Source organism: Amaricoccus sp. W119 (assembly GCF_047275745.1).
Taxonomy (GTDB): Bacteria; Pseudomonadota; Alphaproteobacteria; order Rhodobacterales; family Rhodobacteraceae; genus Amaricoccus.
Genome location: NZ_JBKQWU010000007.1, coordinates 1 through 16,224, shown reverse-complemented (window position 1 = coordinate 16,224; position 16,224 = coordinate 1). Strand labels below are relative to the sequence as shown.

Annotated in this window: 16 protein-coding genes; 5 read left to right on the top strand and 11 right to left on the bottom strand. The window is 69.2% G+C overall.

Going from position 1 to position 16,224, the window contains the following annotated elements:
* Positions 1-40 precede the first annotated feature (40 nt).
* The 8 genes from ACLJK8_RS06120 to ACLJK8_RS06085 all read right to left on the bottom strand — a co-directional run bounded on the left by ACLJK8_RS06120 (position 41) and on the right by ACLJK8_RS06085 (position 8,962).
* The gene (locus ACLJK8_RS06120; RefSeq protein ID WP_413149221.1) at positions 41-865 is read right to left on the bottom strand and encodes a flagellar motor protein MotB; all 825 of its coding nucleotides are present in this window, start codon (positions 863-865) and stop codon (positions 41-43) included.
* A 134-nt stretch (positions 866-999) separates the two neighbouring features.
* A complete protein-coding gene (locus ACLJK8_RS06115; RefSeq protein WP_413149309.1) occupies positions 1,000-2,016 on the bottom strand; it encodes a P1 family peptidase in 1,017 nt (338 codons plus the stop codon).
* Positions 2,016-3,617, bottom strand: a complete 1,602-nt coding sequence (locus ACLJK8_RS06110; protein WP_413149220.1) for a dipeptide ABC transporter ATP-binding protein — start codon at positions 3,615-3,617, stop codon at positions 2,016-2,018. Before ACLJK8_RS06110 ends, ACLJK8_RS06115 begins: the two co-directional genes overlap by 1 nt.
* Complete coding sequence (locus ACLJK8_RS06105) at positions 3,614-4,429, bottom strand: ABC transporter permease (RefSeq protein ID WP_413149219.1); 816 nt, start codon at positions 4,427-4,429, stop codon at positions 3,614-3,616. Before ACLJK8_RS06105 ends, ACLJK8_RS06110 begins: the two co-directional genes overlap by 4 nt.
* Positions 4,426-5,370 (bottom strand): ABC transporter permease, encoded by a 945-nt coding sequence (locus tag ACLJK8_RS06100; RefSeq protein WP_413149218.1) that lies wholly within the window; start codon positions 5,368-5,370, stop codon positions 4,426-4,428. The genes ACLJK8_RS06105 and ACLJK8_RS06100 overlap by 4 nt, the downstream gene beginning before the upstream one ends.
* A gap of 82 nt (positions 5,371-5,452) precedes the next feature.
* Complete coding sequence (locus ACLJK8_RS06095) at positions 5,453-6,142, bottom strand: DUF1345 domain-containing protein (RefSeq protein WP_413149217.1); 690 nt, start codon at positions 6,140-6,142, stop codon at positions 5,453-5,455.
* Between the two features lie 22 nt (positions 6,143-6,164).
* Positions 6,165-7,655, bottom strand: a complete 1,491-nt coding sequence (locus tag ACLJK8_RS06090) for an ABC transporter substrate-binding protein (RefSeq protein WP_413149216.1) — start codon at positions 7,653-7,655, stop codon at positions 6,165-6,167.
* Entirely contained in the window at positions 7,652-8,962 is a 1,311-nt protein-coding gene (locus ACLJK8_RS06085; protein ID WP_413149215.1) for an acetylornithine deacetylase/succinyl-diaminopimelate desuccinylase family protein, read from the bottom strand. Before ACLJK8_RS06085 ends, ACLJK8_RS06090 begins: the two co-directional genes overlap by 4 nt.
* 136 nt (positions 8,963-9,098) lie before the next feature.
* On the opposite strand from ACLJK8_RS06085, the gene ACLJK8_RS06080 reads away from it, so the two are divergent.
* Complete coding sequence (locus ACLJK8_RS06080; RefSeq protein ID WP_413149214.1) at positions 9,099-9,431, top strand: SMR family transporter; 333 nt, start codon at positions 9,099-9,101, stop codon at positions 9,429-9,431.
* A 23-nt stretch (positions 9,432-9,454) separates the two neighbouring features.
* Here ACLJK8_RS06080 and ACLJK8_RS06075 read toward each other — a convergent pair whose 3' ends face one another.
* Complete coding sequence (locus ACLJK8_RS06075; protein WP_413149213.1) at positions 9,455-10,012, bottom strand: YSC84-related protein; 558 nt, start codon at positions 10,010-10,012, stop codon at positions 9,455-9,457.
* Positions 10,013-10,340: 328 nt separating this feature from the next.
* Between ACLJK8_RS06075 and ACLJK8_RS06070 the strand changes: the two genes are divergently transcribed.
* Together ACLJK8_RS06070 and ACLJK8_RS06065 are read left to right on the top strand one after the other, a co-directional pair.
* Positions 10,341-10,916, top strand: coding sequence for a biotin transporter BioY (locus ACLJK8_RS06070; protein ID WP_413149212.1), 576 nt, complete (start codon positions 10,341-10,343; stop codon positions 10,914-10,916).
* 22 nt (positions 10,917-10,938) lie between these two features.
* Entirely contained in the window at positions 10,939-11,403 is a 465-nt protein-coding gene (locus ACLJK8_RS06065) for a DUF1284 domain-containing protein (RefSeq protein WP_413149211.1), read from the top strand.
* On the opposite strand, the gene hemB is transcribed toward ACLJK8_RS06065, so the two are convergent.
* The gene (gene hemB, locus ACLJK8_RS06060) at positions 11,400-12,401 is read right to left on the bottom strand and encodes a porphobilinogen synthase (protein ID WP_413149210.1); all 1,002 of its coding nucleotides are present in this window, start codon (positions 12,399-12,401) and stop codon (positions 11,400-11,402) included. The two genes, ACLJK8_RS06065 and hemB, sit on opposite strands and share 4 nt — an antisense overlap.
* A gap of 309 nt (positions 12,402-12,710) precedes the next feature.
* Here hemB and ACLJK8_RS06055 point away from each other — a divergent pair, with 309 nt between their 5' ends.
* Positions 12,711-14,030 (top strand): hypothetical protein, encoded by a 1,320-nt coding sequence (locus ACLJK8_RS06055; protein WP_413149209.1) that lies wholly within the window; start codon positions 12,711-12,713, stop codon positions 14,028-14,030.
* A 110-nt stretch (positions 14,031-14,140) separates the two neighbouring features.
* The gene (gene ettA, locus ACLJK8_RS06050) at positions 14,141-15,808 is read left to right on the top strand and encodes an energy-dependent translational throttle protein EttA (RefSeq protein ID WP_413149208.1); all 1,668 of its coding nucleotides are present in this window, start codon (positions 14,141-14,143) and stop codon (positions 15,806-15,808) included.
* Between the two features lie 256 nt (positions 15,809-16,064).
* Here ettA and ACLJK8_RS06045 read toward each other — a convergent pair.
* Positions 16,065-16,224, bottom strand: a 160-nt coding sequence (locus ACLJK8_RS06045) for an integrase core domain-containing protein (protein WP_413149308.1), incomplete at its 5' end; no start/stop codon positions are given.

Here is a 16,224-nt window from a genome sequence, read left to right as displayed (position 1 = left end):
CGCTTAAGAATGGGCTAACGGGCCGGGTTGACGGTATCGGCTAACGGCGCGCGTCGTCGAAACGGCGGAGCAGCGTGACCTCGATCCGGCGGTTGCGGGGATCGTCCGGCAGGTCGGTCGCGGGCGCCCGGTCAGCCTTGCCGGCGACACGGGCGAGCCGCGCCTCGGTGACCCCCGCCCCGGTCAGCAGCATGCGCGCCGCCTGCGCGCGCTCGGCGGAGAGACGCCAGGGATCGACGGGCTGGCCGAAGCCCGGCAAGCCGTCCTCGCCCATCGCATCGCCCGGCGCGAGATGGCCGGTGACCGCGACCGGATTGCGCGCGCGGGCGATCACCCGGCCGATCATCGCGAGCAGTTCGTCGAGGATCGGGTTGGGTTTCGCGCCCCGCGCATCGAAGAGCGGCGAGCCCGGCACGTCGAAGATGTCGATGATCAGCCCCTCGTCGGTGATCCGTGTCGCGATGTGACGCAGAAGCGGGTCGGCCCGCGCCGCGTCGCCGCTCGTCGCGGCCAGCGCCTTCTGAATCTCGGCGAGGCGGGCGTCGTCATTCGCGCCCCGCGCCTCGGATTTTCCGGGCTCGGGCTTCGGCGCGACGAAATCCGTCCCGGCGCCGAACATGCCCATGCCCTCGAACGGGCCATCGCCGCCGCCATTGATCTGGTGGATCGGGATCGTCGGGCTGAAGAAATCCGCGAGCCCCTCGCGCGTCGTCTGATCCGTGGCGCTGAGCAGCCACATGAGCAGGAAGAACGCCATCATCGCCGTGACGAAATCGGCGTAGGCCACCTTCCATGCGCCGCCGTGATGGCCCTCCATGACCACCTTGCGCCGCTTGATGATCGTGATGTTGCGAGTCGTGTCCATGGTTACCCCCGTTCCCCGAGGGTCTGACTACCGCGGCGATGCTGAACCCGATCTTACCGCGGTCGCGTTCTGTTCCTGCAATGCGCGACGATCCGTCAAGCTTCCGGCAAGGATTCGGACGAGGTTTGGGGGCCTCAATCCCTGAGCTGCGACCAGCAGGGCATCCGGTCGCCGGGCTCCGGGCTCGCGGCATGGACGGCGCGGGCGATGGCGCGCGCGAGGCAGATCGCCGCCGCGTGACCAAGCTGCATCTGCTCGAACGGCCCTTCCACGGGCCGCGCGCCCATCGAGACGCCGAAGACGAGATCGCCGTCGAAGGGTGTATGCGCCGGATGGATCGCGCGGGCGAGCCCGTCATGCGCCGCCACCGCGAGCCGTTTCGCACCGGCCTTGTCGAGCCCCACATCGGTCGCGACGATGGCGATCGTGGTATTCGCCCGCGCGGCTTCGAGCCCCGGCTCGTCGTCCGGACCCGGTTTCATCGGCCGCGCCGTGAAGGGCGGCACCGGGTCGGGATGCGAGCCGAGCCCGCCGAATTCTCCACCGATCTCGAAGGGCGCGGCCCAGAACCGGCGCGTCCCCGGCACCAGCACACCGCCCATCGCATTGGCGGCGGCGAGAGCTCCGACCGTCGCGCCGTTTTCGAGCACCAGCGAGGCCGAGCCGAGCCCGCCCTTCACCGTCGCGGTCGTGGCGCCGATGCCCGCCCCCACCGTGCCGATGGCGAAATCCTCGGCCGCCTCGGCGAGCGCGGCGCGCCCGAGCGCGGGATAGGGGTTCTCCTCCCAGTCCTTCGCCCCGCCGTTCAGCAGATCGAACAGGATCGCCGAGGGCACGATCGGCACGCGCATCTCACCGACCAGGAAGCCCCGGCCCGCCGCGCGCAGTCCCTCGACCACGCCCGAGGCGGCGTCGAGCCCGAAGGCCGAGCCGCCGGAGAGCACGAGCGCGTCGATCGCCTCGACCAGCCGGCCGGGATCGAGCAGATCCGTCTCGCGGGTTCCCGGCGCGCCGCCCCGCACATCGACGGCCGCGACGAAAGGCGCCTCGGCCGTCAGTACCGTGACGCCGGACTTGAGCCGCGCGTCGCCCGCGTTGCCGACCAGAAGCCCCGGCACATCGGTGATCAGATTCCTCGGGCCCACCATCATCATGACGCGATCTCCAGTTCCGGCGCCGCGGCGATCAGCGCCTTCGTGTAGGCATGGGCGGGCCGGCTCAGCACATCCACGGTCGGCCCCTGTTCGACGATCTCCCCGGCCTTCATCACCATCACCCGATCGGTGATCGCCCGGACCACCGTGAGGTCGTGGCTGATGAAAAGGTAGCTCAGACCGAAGCGTCCGGCGAGGTCAGCGAGCAGGTCGAGGATGCGTGCCCGCGCCCGGGCGTCGACCGCCGAGACCGCCTCGTCGAGCACGATGAGCCGGGGCCGGGTGATCAGCGCGCGGGCGATCGCGATCCGCTGCCGCTGGCCGCCGGAGAATTCGTGGATGTATTTCTCCATGTCGGCCGCGCTCAGCCCCACCGCCTCCAGCGCCGCCTCGACCGCGCGGCGCCGGGCCGCGCCTTTGGGCGCGTTCGGGACGAGGTGAAACGGCTCCGCGACCAGCCGGGCGACGCGGTGGCGCGGGTCGAAACTGCCGTAGGGGTCCTGGAACACCGCCTGAACCGCGCGCCGCGTCTCAGGCGCCATGCGCGCATCCGGGCCGACCGGGGCGCCATCGACCCTGACCACGCCGCCTTGAAGCCGCTCAAGCCCCAGCACCGCGCGCCCGAGCGTGGACTTGCCCGAGCCGCTCTCGCCAACGAGCCCGAGACTCTCGCCCTCGTCGAGCGAGAAGCTCACCCCGTCGAGCGCCCGGAACACCGCGCGCCGACCGAGAAGCCGCCGCGGCCCGGCGGGATACTCACGCACGAGACCCGCCGCCTCGGCGAGCACGCCGCCACGTGGCCGCGCGGGCATCACGGGACGATGCGTCGAGGCCGCGAGAAGCGCGCGGGTGTAGGAGTGGATCGGCGCGCCGAGCACGGAAGCGGTCGGCCCGGTCTCGACGATCCGGCCCTCCGTCATGATCGCGAGCCGGTCGGCCATCTCGGCCACCACCGCGAGATCATGCGTGATCATCAGGCAGGCGATGCCGTCCTCGCGGACCAGTCGGCGGATGAGATCGAGCACCCGCGCCTGCGTCGTCACATCGAGCGCGGTCGTCGGCTCGTCGGCGATCAGAAGCCGCGGGCGCAAGGCGACCGCCATCGCGATCCCGACGCGCTGCCGCTGCCCGCCGGAGAGCTCGTGCGGATAGCGGCTCGCGGGGATCTCCGCGAGCCCGACCCGGTCGAGCGCCTCGCGCGCCAGCGCCGCCGCCTCGGCCCGCCAGGCGCCGCCATGGACCCGCGCGGTCTCCGCGACCTGATCCCCGATCGTCATCAGCGGGTTGAGCGCCGTCATCGGCTCCTGGAAGATCATCCCGATATCGCGGCCGCGCACGCCGCACATCTCCCGCTCCGACACCCCGAAGAGATCGCGCCCGCCGAGCAGCACCCTGCCTCCCGCCACCGCCCCGTGCGGCAGCAGGCGCGAGATCGCAAGCGCGGTCATGGACTTGCCCGACCCGCTCTCGCCGATCAGCCCGAGGATCTCGCCGGGACTGACCGCGAGCGACACGCCGCTCTCGCCGCCGAGCACGCGGCGCCGGCCGATCGTGACCGTCACGCCCTCGATCGCGACGCCTTCGCCACCCACCCTCACGCGCGCGCCCGCCGTGTCCGGGGATCGAGCATGTCCCGCAGCCCGTCGCCAAGCAGATTGAGGCCGAGGACGGCGAGCACGATCGCAAGCCCTGGCACCAACGCGAGCCGGGGCGCGATCGCGATCATCGTCTGGCTGTCGGCGAGCATCCGCCCCCAGGAGGGCGTCGGCGGCTGCGCCCCGAGCCCGACATAGGAGAGCGCCGCCTCGGCGAGGATGGCGAGCGAGAACTGGATCGTCGCCTGCACGATCAGGAGGTCCGCGAGGTTGGGGAGGATGTGCTCGACCGAGATCCGCGCGTCGCCCTTGCCCGCCACCCGCGCCGCCAGCACGAAATCCCGCTGCCAGAGCGCGAGCGCGGCGCCCCGGGTCAGGCGCGCGAAGACCGGGATGTTGAAGATGCCGATGGCGATGATCGCATTGAGAGCCGAAGGCCCGAAGACCGCCGTGATGAGGATCGCGATCAGGAGCGACGGGAAGGCGAAGATCACGTCATTCGCCCGCGTGACCACCTCGTCCACGACGCTCCCGCGCCGCGCGGCGGCGATGAGGCCGAGCGGCACGCCGAGCCCCGCGCCGATGCCGACCGCGACCAGCGCGACCGCGAGCGAGACCCGGGCACCGACGAGGATCATCGAGAAGAGGTCGCGGCCGAAATGATCGGTGCCGAGCCAGTGCGCGGCCGAGGACCCCTGAAGCTTCGCCGCGATATCGATCGCCGCCACGTCATGCGGCGTCCAGACGAGCGAGAGGAGCGCGGCGAGGACGAGCACCGCCGTCAGCCCGGCGCCGATGAGAACCCCGCGCGTCATCGCCGCCGCAGCCTCGGATCGACGACCGCGTAGAGGATGTCGACGAGGAAGGTGACGAGGATCACGGCGCAGACCAGCAGCATCACCACCGATTGCACCACGATCAGGTCGCGCTGGCTGATCGCCTGGAAGACCAGCCGCCCGAGGCCCGGCAGGAAGAAGACGTTCTCGATGATGATCGCCCCCGCGAGCAGGAAGGAAAATTGCAGTCCGATGATGGTCAGGACCGGGATCATCGCGTTGCGGAGCGCATGGCGGGTGAGCGCCTGTCCCCGCGTCAGGCCCTTGGCGCGGGCGGTGCGGATGAAATCCTCGCCCAGCGTCTCGATCAGCGCGGAGCGGGCGATGCGCGAAAGGATCGCGGCCTGTGGCACGGCAAGCGCGACCGCGGGCAGGGTCAGCGCCTTCAGCCCGGCGAGAATCCCGGCGTCCCAGCCCGGGAAGCCGCCCGCCGCGAACCATCGCAACCGCACGGCGAAGACCAGGACCAGCAGCATCGCGAGCCAGAAATTCGGCACGGCGATGCCAAGCTGCGTCGCCGCCATCACCCCGGTCTCCGCCGCCGTCCCGCGCCTCGCCGCCGCGAAGAGCCCGACCGGCAGCGCGATCGCCGTCGAGAGCACGAGCGCGTAGAGCGCGAGCGGAAGCGAGACGCCGACCCGGTCGAGGATCATCTCCGACACCGGTGTGCGATAGGTATAGGAGATGCCGAAATCGCCCTGGAGCATACCGCCCATCCAGGCGAGGTAGCGCGCCGGTGCCGGCCGGTCGAGGCCAAGTTCGGCGCGCAGCGTGGCGACGGTCTCGGGCGCCGCGTTCATGCCGAGCATGTAGCGCGCCGGATCGCCCGGCACGACGTTCAGGACGAGGAAGATCACGAGGCTCGCGACCCAGAGGCTGAGCGCCAGCGCGAGACCGCGGGTGGTCAGGTATCGTATCACGGGTCCGGTCAGTCCTTCGGCTGCGCGGACCCTATCCCCGCCACGCGGCCCTTGCCAACCCCGGCCGGAACGCGACCGCTGGTCAGGTCGCGAAGGTCACCGCGGCGTTCACGGCGAGTGCGATCAGCACCGTGTTGTAGAAAAAGGCGAAGATCCCATGCGCCAGCGTCGTCCGGCGCATGGACCGCGAAGAGACATCCACATCGGAGACCTGCGAGGTCATCCCGATCACGAAGGCATGATAGGCGAAATCGCCGATGCCGGGCTCGCGCGTGCCGGGAAATTCGAGCCCGCCGGCGTCGCCCGGCGGCGTTTCGCCCTCGGGCGCGGGTGTCGCCGGCGAGTAGTAGAGATCGGCGTAATGGAACGTCAGCAGCAGATGCACCACCGCCCAGACCAGCGGCGCGCTCAGGATCGCGAGCCCCGGCATGATCGGCGACATCCGGCGCGGGTCGTTCAACACCAGGAAGACGGCCGTCAGGACGAAGATGACCGCGAAGAAGGTGAGCCCCAGAATGACCGTCAGCCCCTCGTCGTCGCTCGCGGCGCGCGCCCGGAGCGTCCGCGGAGTCGACCGGTGGACGAGCCGCAGCAGCAAGGCGAGATAGAGCAGGAAGAACACGTCCCCGCCGAGCAGAATCCGCGTCGGGCCGGAGGCGCCGACGGCCAGCGCGAAGGCCAGGACACCGCCGAGCGCCGCGAGGTAGAAGCGGATGTGGCGCCGGAAATGCCGCGCCACGCCGCCCCGGCCCGCCGCTCCCGCCTCGCTCACCGGGCCAGACCGCTCGCGCGGATCATTCCATCCACTCGACCGCCGTCATGTCGTTGGCCGGTGTGGGCATGTCGACCCACAACCCCTTGATCCGCTGGTCCGCGACACCCGTCTTCGGCAGCTGGAACAGGAACCCGTTCACATGGCGGGCGGCGATCCGCTCCTGCATCGCGCGCAGCAGCTCCACACGGTCGGCCTCCGCCGTGTCGCGCTGATAGCCCGACCAGAGCGCCCGCATCACCGGGTCGCGATAGCCGAAGTAATAGTCGTCGCGGGCGTAGATATCGATGTCGTCGGGTTCGGTATGCGCGACGATGGTCAGGTCGAAGTCCTTGTTCGTGAAGACCTGCTCCAGCCACTGCGCCCATTCGACATTGGCGATCCCGACATCGATCCCCACGGCGCGGAGTTGCGCGGCGACGATCTCGCCACCCCGGCGGGCATAGGCCGGCGGCGGCAGCGCCAGCGTGACCTGAAGCCCCTCGGCCGCGCCCGCCTCGCTCAGCAGTTGCTTCGACCGTTCCGGGTCGTAGGCGGACAGCCCGGTCAGATCCTCGTAGGCCGGGTTGGTCGGCGGGAAGTGGCTGCCGATCGGCGTGCCATAGCCGAACATCGCCCCGTCGATGATCGCCTGGCGGTCGATCGCATGGGCGATGGCGGCGCGCACGCGCGGGTCGTCCAAGGGCGGGCGGGCGTTGTTCATCGCGAGGATCGTCTCGCCCTCGGTGGAGCCGACGAGAACGGTGAACCGCGGGTCCGCCTCGAACTGCGGCAGGTTCTCCGGCGCGGGAAAGACCGGGAAGGCGTCGACATCGCCCGCCATCATCGCGGCGAAGGCGGCGGTCGGGTCGGAGATGAACTTGAACGTCACCTTGTCGAGCTTGGCGGCGGTCCCCCAGTAATCCGGGTTCCGCTCGAGCTCGATCCTGTCGCCCTGGACCCAGTTCGCGAGTTTGAACGGGCCGGTGCCGACCGGAAGCGTCTTGTTGCTCTCAGCCGTCGCGGGCGAGACCATGACTGCGTCGCCCCAGGCGAGATTGGCGAGCAGCGAGGCCTTCGGCTCGTCGAGCGCGATCTCGACCGTCTGGTCGTCGATGACATTGACCGAGGCGATGCCCTGGAACAGCCGCTTCTGCGCGTTCTGCGATCCCTCGGCCATGGCGCGGTCGATCGAGAAGGCCACATCCTCGGCGGTGAAGGGCGTCCCGTCGTGGAAGGTCACGCCGGGGCGCAGGTGGAAGACCCAGGAGAGCCCGTCCGGCGCGATCTCCCAGCTTTCCGCCAGATCGGGGTGGATCGCGCCGTCGGGGCCGTAGCGTGTCAGGCCCTCGAAGACATTGGCGTAGGTGACCTCGTCGATCGCCGCCGCCGCCCCCGCGGTCGGATCGAGATGCGGCGGCTCGAGCTGCATGCCGATCACGATATCGGTGCGCGGCGCCGCGGCGGCAACTCCCGCGCTCGCCCAGGCCCCGACGACCAGCGCCAGTGCCAGACCCAACAGACTCCGCTTCATGCTCCCTCCCCTGGCCCGCGGTCCCCGCCGCCAGCCTCCAGGCCCGGCCGGAGCAGCCGCTCCAGCGCCAGCGCCATCACCAGCGCGGAATCGAGCATGTCCTCGACCTCCACGTATTCATCCGGCTGATGCGCCAGATCGAGAATTCCCGGCCCATAGGCAACGCAGTCGCGCAGCTTTCCGATCCGGTCGATATGCTTCTGATCGTAAGTTCCCGGCGAGACGACATAATCCGGGTCGCGGCCCAGCACCTCGCGGACCGCGCCCGAGAGCGCGCGCACGACCGGACCCTCGCGGTCCGCCATGCTCGGCAGCACTTCCAGCACGTCGCGCAGGCGATAGTCGAACGGCCGCCGCGCCCGCGCCCGCTCGACGGTCTCGCGGAACTCGGCCTTGACCGCGCCAAGCTCCTCCTCGGCGAGAAAGCGGCGGTCGATCACCATCCGGCAGCTGTCCGGGACGACCGGACTCGGCAGGCCGTCGAACCCGGGCTCGGGCTCCGCCTGGCCGCCATGGATCGAATTGATGTTGAGCGTCGAGGCTCGCGCCGCCGGGGGCACCACCGGCATGGCCGTGCGCCGGGCGGCGAGCGTTGGATAAAGGCTCTCCTCCATCTCGGCCAGCACCGCGCCCATGTGCCGGGCCGCGCAATCGCCGAGGAAGGGCATCGAGCCATGCGCGATCCGCCCCAGCGTCTCCAGTTCCGCCCACCAGACGCCGCGGTGGCCGAGGCAGACACGATCCTTGTTGAGCGGCTCCGGGATGATGACGTGATCGACGCGGGAGAAGACACCGCGCTCGGCGAGATAGGCGACACCGCCGTAGCCCCCCGTCTCCTCATCCGCCGTCGCCGAGACCTCGATGGCGCCGGGCAGATCCGGACAGACCTCCAGCAAGGCCGCGACTGCGGCGAGCGCCGCGGCGATGCCTCCTTTCATGTCGCAGGCGCCCCGCCCGTAGACGCGGCCGCCGACCAGGTCGCCGCCGAAAGGATCATGCGTCCAGCCGTGCCCGACCTCGACCACGTCGATATGGCCGTTGAAATGCACCGTCGGACCCGGCCGCGCGCCCTCGCGTCGCGCGAGCAGGTTCCAGCGCGGATAGCGCGCGCTGTCGCCGGGCGTGCCCTCCGCGCGGATGAACCGGCAGTCGAATCCCATCGGCGCGAGCCAGCCGGCGATGAGCTCGCAGATCTCCCGGTAATGCTCCCCCGGCGGGTTCAGGGTCGGCACGCGGATCATCGCGCGCGTCCAGCCGATCATCTCCGCGCGCCGCGCCGCGACCGCCCCCCTCAGCGATTCTTCCATGCGAATCCGCCTGTTCCGGTCCGTCGCCCAAGCCTTCGCCGAGGTGGCACCCCAAGTCCAGCCCGCACTTGCCGCGCAAGCCGCTCAGTTGCTAGAAACGGCGGCGGAGCGGGAGTTTTCCCCCGGGAGTTTTCCGATGAATGTCGCCCTGATGCTCGGCATCGCGATCGTCTGCGAGGTGGTCGCGACCTCGGCGCTACGCTCGGCGGACGGGTTCACCCGTCCGATCCCGAGCCTCGTCTGCGCGATCGGCTACGCCGTCGCGATCTACCTGCTGTCGTTGACCGTGCGGACGTTGCCGACGGGAATCGTCTATGCGATCTGGTCGGGGCTCGGCATCGTGCTGGTCGCGGCGCTCGCCTGGGCGCGTGACGGCCAGCGGCTGGACACGCCCGCGATCATCGGGCTCGGGCTCATCATCGCCGGGGTCCTGGTCGTGAACCTGCTCTCCGACAGCGTCGGGCACTGAGGCCCGACGCGCCGGCACGCCTGCTAGCGGACGATCCGGTTGTACTTCGCTCCTGCGAAACTCGCATCGGCGATGAGGCCGCGCTGACCGAAGACCAGCTCCTGGATCGGCCGGTTCATCCGCGTCGTGTTGACCCCGGCGGAAACCCCGTCCTCGCCGCCCACGACCTGCACGCCCGCGCCGAGTTGCCAGCCATCGGCGAGGCGGAAGTCCTGCAGCGCCTGGCTCGTCGAGAAGAACAGCGCCTGATTATAGGCCGCGGCGCCGAAGGTGAAACCGACCGAGGCGAGCGACAGCGAATAGTACTCGACGATCGCCGGCCCGATGAAAAGCGCGCCCTCGCCATAGGCGCCGCCCGCGAAAAAGCCGACCTGACGGATGTTGGGCATGATCAGGACGCCCTGCGACGCCGCGACGAGCTCCGAGGCGCCCCGGATCTGGAGCATCTCCCGCCGCGCCTCCTCGATCTCCGCGTTCAGCGCCGCGCGGCGCTCGGCCGCGTCCTCGGGCGTGCGCGACGTGCAGGCGGCGAGCGTGGCGCCACCGCCAGCCACGATAAAGCCGCGTCTCGTAAGCGACATCTGGGAGTTCCTTCTGCTCTGTGCCTCGTCACCGGTCAGACGCCGGTGTTTCGATCGGGAGAGGTTAACTGAAACGCGGGCGCGGGCCAAGCGGCCTGGAGTCCGTTCCCGCGAATATCCCCCGATGAAAGCAAGTACATGCCGGCAAGCGCGTTTGCCTTCCTCGCCAGGCGTCGCATTCGATCGGGCGCTTCTTGCCGACCCATCCGGCCATCGCGAGACCAACGGGGGGCTTGCCATCGCCGTCCCTCTGTGGCCTGCATGATCGGTGTACCGGATCGGCCCCCGCGCCCCCGGAAGAACAGCCCCACGCCCATGAGGAGGCAACATGAACCAGATCGCCCAAGGCGCCGATACCTTCAGCCCGCTGCGTCCGCGCGAGAAGTCCCGCGCATGGCAGGTCGGCGCCGTTCTCGTCGGCACGCTGATCCTCGCCGTCGCCTCGCGGATCGAGGTTCCGATGATCCCCGTTCCGATGACGATGCAGACCTTCGCGGTCACGATGATCGGCGCGCTTTACGGCTGGCGGCTCGGCGCGGTGACCGTCCTCGCCTGGCTCGCACAGGGCGCGCTCGGGCTTCCGGTCTTCGCGCCCAGCGGCGCGGTCGGGATCGCGCGGTTTTTCGGACCGACCGGTGGCTACCTGCTCGCCTTCCCGCTCGTCGCGATGCTGACCGGCTGGCTGGCCGAACGCGGATGGAACGGGTCGAGGCCGCTCCGCGCCTTCGCGTCGATGCTCGCGGGCAACGCGCTCTGCCTCGCGCTCGGCGGCGCCTGGCTCGCGGTGATGATCGGCGCCGGCCCGGCCTTCGCCGCGGGCGTGGCGCCCTTCATCCTCGGCGGCATCCTGAAATCGGCGCTCGGCGCGGCGGCGCTCGGCGGCGCGCAGCGGTTCACACGCTGATGGCTTCCGGGGTCCGCGGGCGATGACGATCCGCCTGCGGCCCCATCACCTGCTCTGCATGCTGACCTATGTCGGCAAGGGCTACACCCCCGCCTTCGTCGCGAACTACGACCGGCTGGCCGGGCGGATCGCGCATGGCGAGCCGATCCTCGTGGTGGCGGGCCCCGACGACGTCTGCGCCCCCCTGCTCGGCCCGGACGGCCCGCCCAGCATCCATTGCCACGATCCGAGCATCACCGAGCGCGACCGGCGCGCGGCGCGGGCCGTGCGCGAACTGCTCCGCACCGCGATCGCGCCCGGCGCCCATATCCAGCCCGACGCCGCGCTGATCGCGAGGCTCCGCCGGGCTTTCGCCGCCAGAACGATCCGCGCCGCCTGCGCCGCCTGTTCCTGGGCTCCGCTCTGCGACCGGGTGGCCGGACAGGGTTATCCGGGCACGCGCATCCCCGCGCGGCACGCCGCCACGGAGCCCTCCCGGCGAGCCTAGCCGGAGATGAGCCGCGCGACCCTCGGCGCGAAATAGGTGAGCACCCCGTCGCAACCGGCGCGCTTGAAGGCGAGAAGGCTCTCCACCGCCGCCCGGTCGCCGTCGAGCCAGCCGTTCCCGGCCGCGGCCTCGATCATCGCGTATTCGCCCGAGACCTGATAGGCGTAGGTCGGCACCCGGTACTCCGCCTTCACCCGCGCGCAGATGTCGAGATAGGGCAGTCCCGGCTTCACCATCACCATGTCCGCGCCCTCGGCGAGATCGATCGCCACTTCGCGCAGCGCCTCGTCGCCGTTGGCCGGGTCCATCTGATAGGTCTTCTTGTCCCCGCTCCCGAGCGCCGCCGTCGCCCCCACCGCGTCGCGGAACGGCCCGTAGAAGCAGGAGGCGTATTTCGCGGCGTAGCTCATGATGAGCGTGTCGGAGAAATCCTGCTCCTCGAGCAGTTGCCGGATGAAGCCGATCCGCCCGTCCATCATGTCCGAGGGCCCGAGGATATCCGCCCCCGCCTCGGCCTGCGCCACCGCCATCTGGCCGAGCGCGATCAGCGTCTCGTCGTTCTGGATCACGCCCCCGCGCACCAGCCCGTCATGGCCGTCGGAATTATAGGGATCGAGCGCCACGTCGAGCATCACGCCGATCTCCGGCACCGCCGCCTTGATCGCCCGCGTCGCCCGGTTCACGAGGTTCTCCGGGTTCCAGGCCTCGGTCGCCTCGGGGTTCTTGTCCGCAGCCTCGGTATAGGGAAAGAGCGCGACGCAGGGAATGCCAAGCTCCGCCGCCTGCTCCGCCGCGCGCACGGCCCGGTCGACCGAGAGCCGCGAGACGCCCGGGAGCGAGGCGACCGGCTCCTCGACGTCGATGCCCTCGCGCACGAAGATCGGCCAGATCAGATCCTTCGCCGTCAGCCGGTTCTCCGCCACCAGATCGCGGATCCAGGGCGTGCGGCGCAGCCGTCGCGGGCGGCCATGCGGAAAAGGGGCGGCGAGCGGGGTCATGTCGGGTCTCCTGCGACGCGGGCGGCCCCGGTTTGCCACGCGGAACAGCCCGCCTCAACCCCGGCTCGCCTCACGAGCGCCTCGGCTCGCCACGAGGCCGGCCGTCATTCCTCCCGACGCTCCATCGACGACCGCCACGGGCATTTTGCCCGACTCGGGGCCGCGTGGTATTCTGCGCGAATATTCCCGACCGAATTTCTGTTCCTATCGTTTTAGAGCAGACTTCCTCCCATCGCTGTCAGTGACAGGGGGATTGCTATTCACAACTCGCATTCAAGGGTCGTTGCGATGACTACACCCAGAAGCATTGTGGAAGACGCCGAACGCATCGCGGCTTTCGGTATGCGTTCGGGCCAGATAACCGACGCGGAGTTCTACGAAGCGGTCTCGAACGCGGCCGCTGTCGGAGATGAGATCAAATGGTCCAATCCCGAAATGAAGGCGCTAGGCGCACCGCTCGGGACGGCCGTCAGAACGGTCGGACCCGACATCCTGGTTGGCCTCAAGACGGGATGGGATCCCTACGCGGCACGGGCATGGTACCGGCGCATACGTCCTGTTCCCGCGTTCTGCCTGGTCCTCACCTTTGTCATGATCGTCGTGGCCTCCTACTACACGCTCTGGCATGCCCGCACGACCGAACTGCTGAAATTCGAGTTCACCCAATCCTTGGCGGATCAGGACGAGGCCGTGCGCAGGATGCTGCTGCCGCTCCTTGCGGCGACGGTCCAGACACCCGACGCATCACTGGACGCGGTCGCCGATCCGGTCGTCTCCGCCTCCGCCGCATCCCCCGCCACACGCCCGGTCGAGCCTGACACGGCTCGCCTTGGGCTCTTGCTCGAAGCAACCGATGATGTGCGGCAGTTGCACGAATCCATCGTTCGTTATGAACAGCGCTTCGCAAACCTCTACGAACAGCGGATCATGTGGCGAGAACAAGCACGAAGTGTCTATCTCTACCTCAGGTATGGACCATGGTTCCCTGCCAAACCCGAAACCGAGGCGAAAGATGGTCTCCGGAATGACGAAGATCTCCGCGAAACGACATCAGATTACGTAGACCCCGGCGTCCGGACACCCGCGAATTGTGACTCTGGCGATCAGGCGGCTGTGATGAACGCCTTTCTGGGTCAGCGCGCGGATGTCAGGACGACGGCGATTGCCCTTGTGAACGTGCGGGCGCTCCGCGAGTGCCTTCTCGACGCGCTCGGTGTCATCCCATCCGCCAAGGGCAACGGAGACAACAGCGAGCTCCATGATTTCGAACACATGCTGACCGTCGTCAACAACTGGCTCCTTCCCGCGCTCTACGGCGCGCTGGGGGCCTTCGTCTACTACATGCGACAGTTCCTGAACCCGCTTCGGCCGAACCCCGGGCTCGCCAGGGTGGTCATGCGCGTCTCGCTCGGCGCGCTCGCGGGGATCCTGATCGCCTGGTTCCAGACCACCACGTCGAGCGGCGATGCCCTGGGCATCACGACCCTCGGCCTCGGATCGCTGATGACCGCCTTCATCGTCGGCTTCTCGATCGACGTTTTCTTCAACGCGCTCGAACGCGTGGTCCAATGGGCCAACGCCGCGATCGAGAAGCCAGCGGAGGCAAGCGGGCGGCCTGCGAACGGCTGACGCGCGGAGGGCGGACGGCTGCCTCGGCGCCTTCCGCCCTCGATTGCACCCCCGCGCCCGAGCGGCTACATCCGTCGGAACCCGCGACTCTTGCCACCGAGGATCCCGACATGGCCACGCCGCAATACGTCTTCCACATGGACGGCCTGACCAAGGCCTATCCGGGCGGCAAGAAGGTGTTCGAGAACATCCGCCTCTCCTTCCTGCCCGGCGTCAAGATCGGCGTCGTCGGCGTCAACGGCTCGGGCAAGTCCTCGCTGCTGCGCATCATGTCGGGCCAGGACAAGGACTTCCAGGGCGAGGCCTGGGCGGCGAAGGGTGTCTCGGTCGGCTATCTCGCCCAGGAGCCCGACCTCGACCCCGCGCTCGATGTGCGCGGCAATGTCATGGAGGGCGTCGCCGCCAAGCGCGGCCTGCTCGACCGCTACAACGAGGTCGCGATGAAGGTCGCGGAAGATTACTCCGACGAACTCATGGAGGAGATGACCGCGCTTCAGGACCAGATCGACGCGCAGAACCTCTGGGACCTCGACGCGCAGGTCGATATCGCGATGGAGGCGTTGCGCTGCCCGCCCGACGATGCGAGCGTCGACACGCTCTCGGGGGGCGAGCGGCGCCGGGTCGCGCTCTGCAAGCTGCTGCTCGAAGCCCCCGACGTGCTGCTCCTCGACGAGCCGACCAACCACCTCGACGCCGAGACCATCGCCTGGCTGCAGAAGCACCTGATCGAATACAAGGGCACGATCCTGATCGTCACCCACGACCGCTACTTCCTCGACGACATCACCGGCTGGATCCTCGAACTCGACCGCGGCCGCGGCATCCCCTACGAGGGCAACTATTCGGCCTGGCTCGAACAGAAGGCCAAGCGGCTGGAACAGGAGGCGCGCGAGGACAAGGCGCGGCAGAAGACACTGGCACGCGAGCTCGAATGGATCCGCCAGGGCGCGAAGGCCCGGCAGGCCAAGCAGAAGGCGCGCATCAACGCCTATAACGAGCTGGCCTCGAAATCCGAGCGCGAGAAGATCACCACCGCCCAGATCGTCATCCCGAACGGACCCCGCCTCGGCCAGAACGTGATCGGCGTCGAGGGGATCTCGAAACACTACGGCGACCGTGAGCTCATCTCGGGCCTCACCTTCAGCCTGCCCCCCGGCGGCATCGTCGGCGTGATCGGCCCGAACGGCGCCGGCAAGACCACGCTCTTCCGGATGCTGACAGGCCAGGAAGCGCCCGACGGCGGCGAGATCACCTATGGCGAGTCGGTCCAGCTCTCCTACGTCGACCAGTCCCGCGACGCGCTCGACGGGGCGAAGACCGTCTGGGAGGAGATCTCCGACGGGCTCGACGTGGTGAAGCTCGGCGACGCCGAGATGAACTCCCGCGCCTATTGCTCGGCCTTCAACTTCAAGGGCTCCGACCAGCAGAAGAAGGTCGGCATGCTCTCGGGCGGCGAACGCAACCGCGTCCACCTCGCGAAACTGCTCCGCGCCGGCGGCAACGTGCTCCTCCTCGACGAGCCGACCAACGACCTCGACGTCGAGACGCTCCGCGCCCTGGAGGACGCCCTGGTCGATTTCGCCGGCTGCGCGGTGGTGATCAGCCACGACCGCTTCTTCCTCGACCGCGTCTGCACCCACATGCTGGCCTTCGAGGGCGAGGGCCATGTCGAGTGGTTCGAAGGGAATTTCGAGGACTACGAGACCGACAAGATCCGCCGCCTGGGTCCGGACGCGGTGGAGCCGAAACGGATCAAGTACAAGAAGTTCGCGCGGTAGCCCTACTCGGAAGTAGGCCGCCTGACCGACGATCAGACTGAGGCGCCGCTCAGCGTTGACCCCCGCCGACGGATCAACCTGCGAACGAAGAAGACAAACCCCGAATGGGTGGCCGCTTCGCCGCCTTGTCGAGCTCCGGCCGGAACAGCTCGAAATCCACCACCCCCGCAAGCCGGTCCAGCGGATCGCCCGCCTTAGACAGCGCTCCAGCTGCCCCCAATGTTAGGCCGCCCGGCTCTGGAATTTCCGGGCTCTGTCACGCTGGCGGGCCGGACACGCCAGGGACGTTTTGGAGCGAGATCGGGGCGTTGTATCCGATCGCGCTGTGGGGCCGATCCTCATTGTAGAACCTGCGCCAAGCCTCCATCTTTTCGCCGGCATCCGCAAGCGTCAGGAACCAGTGCGCGTTGAGGCAC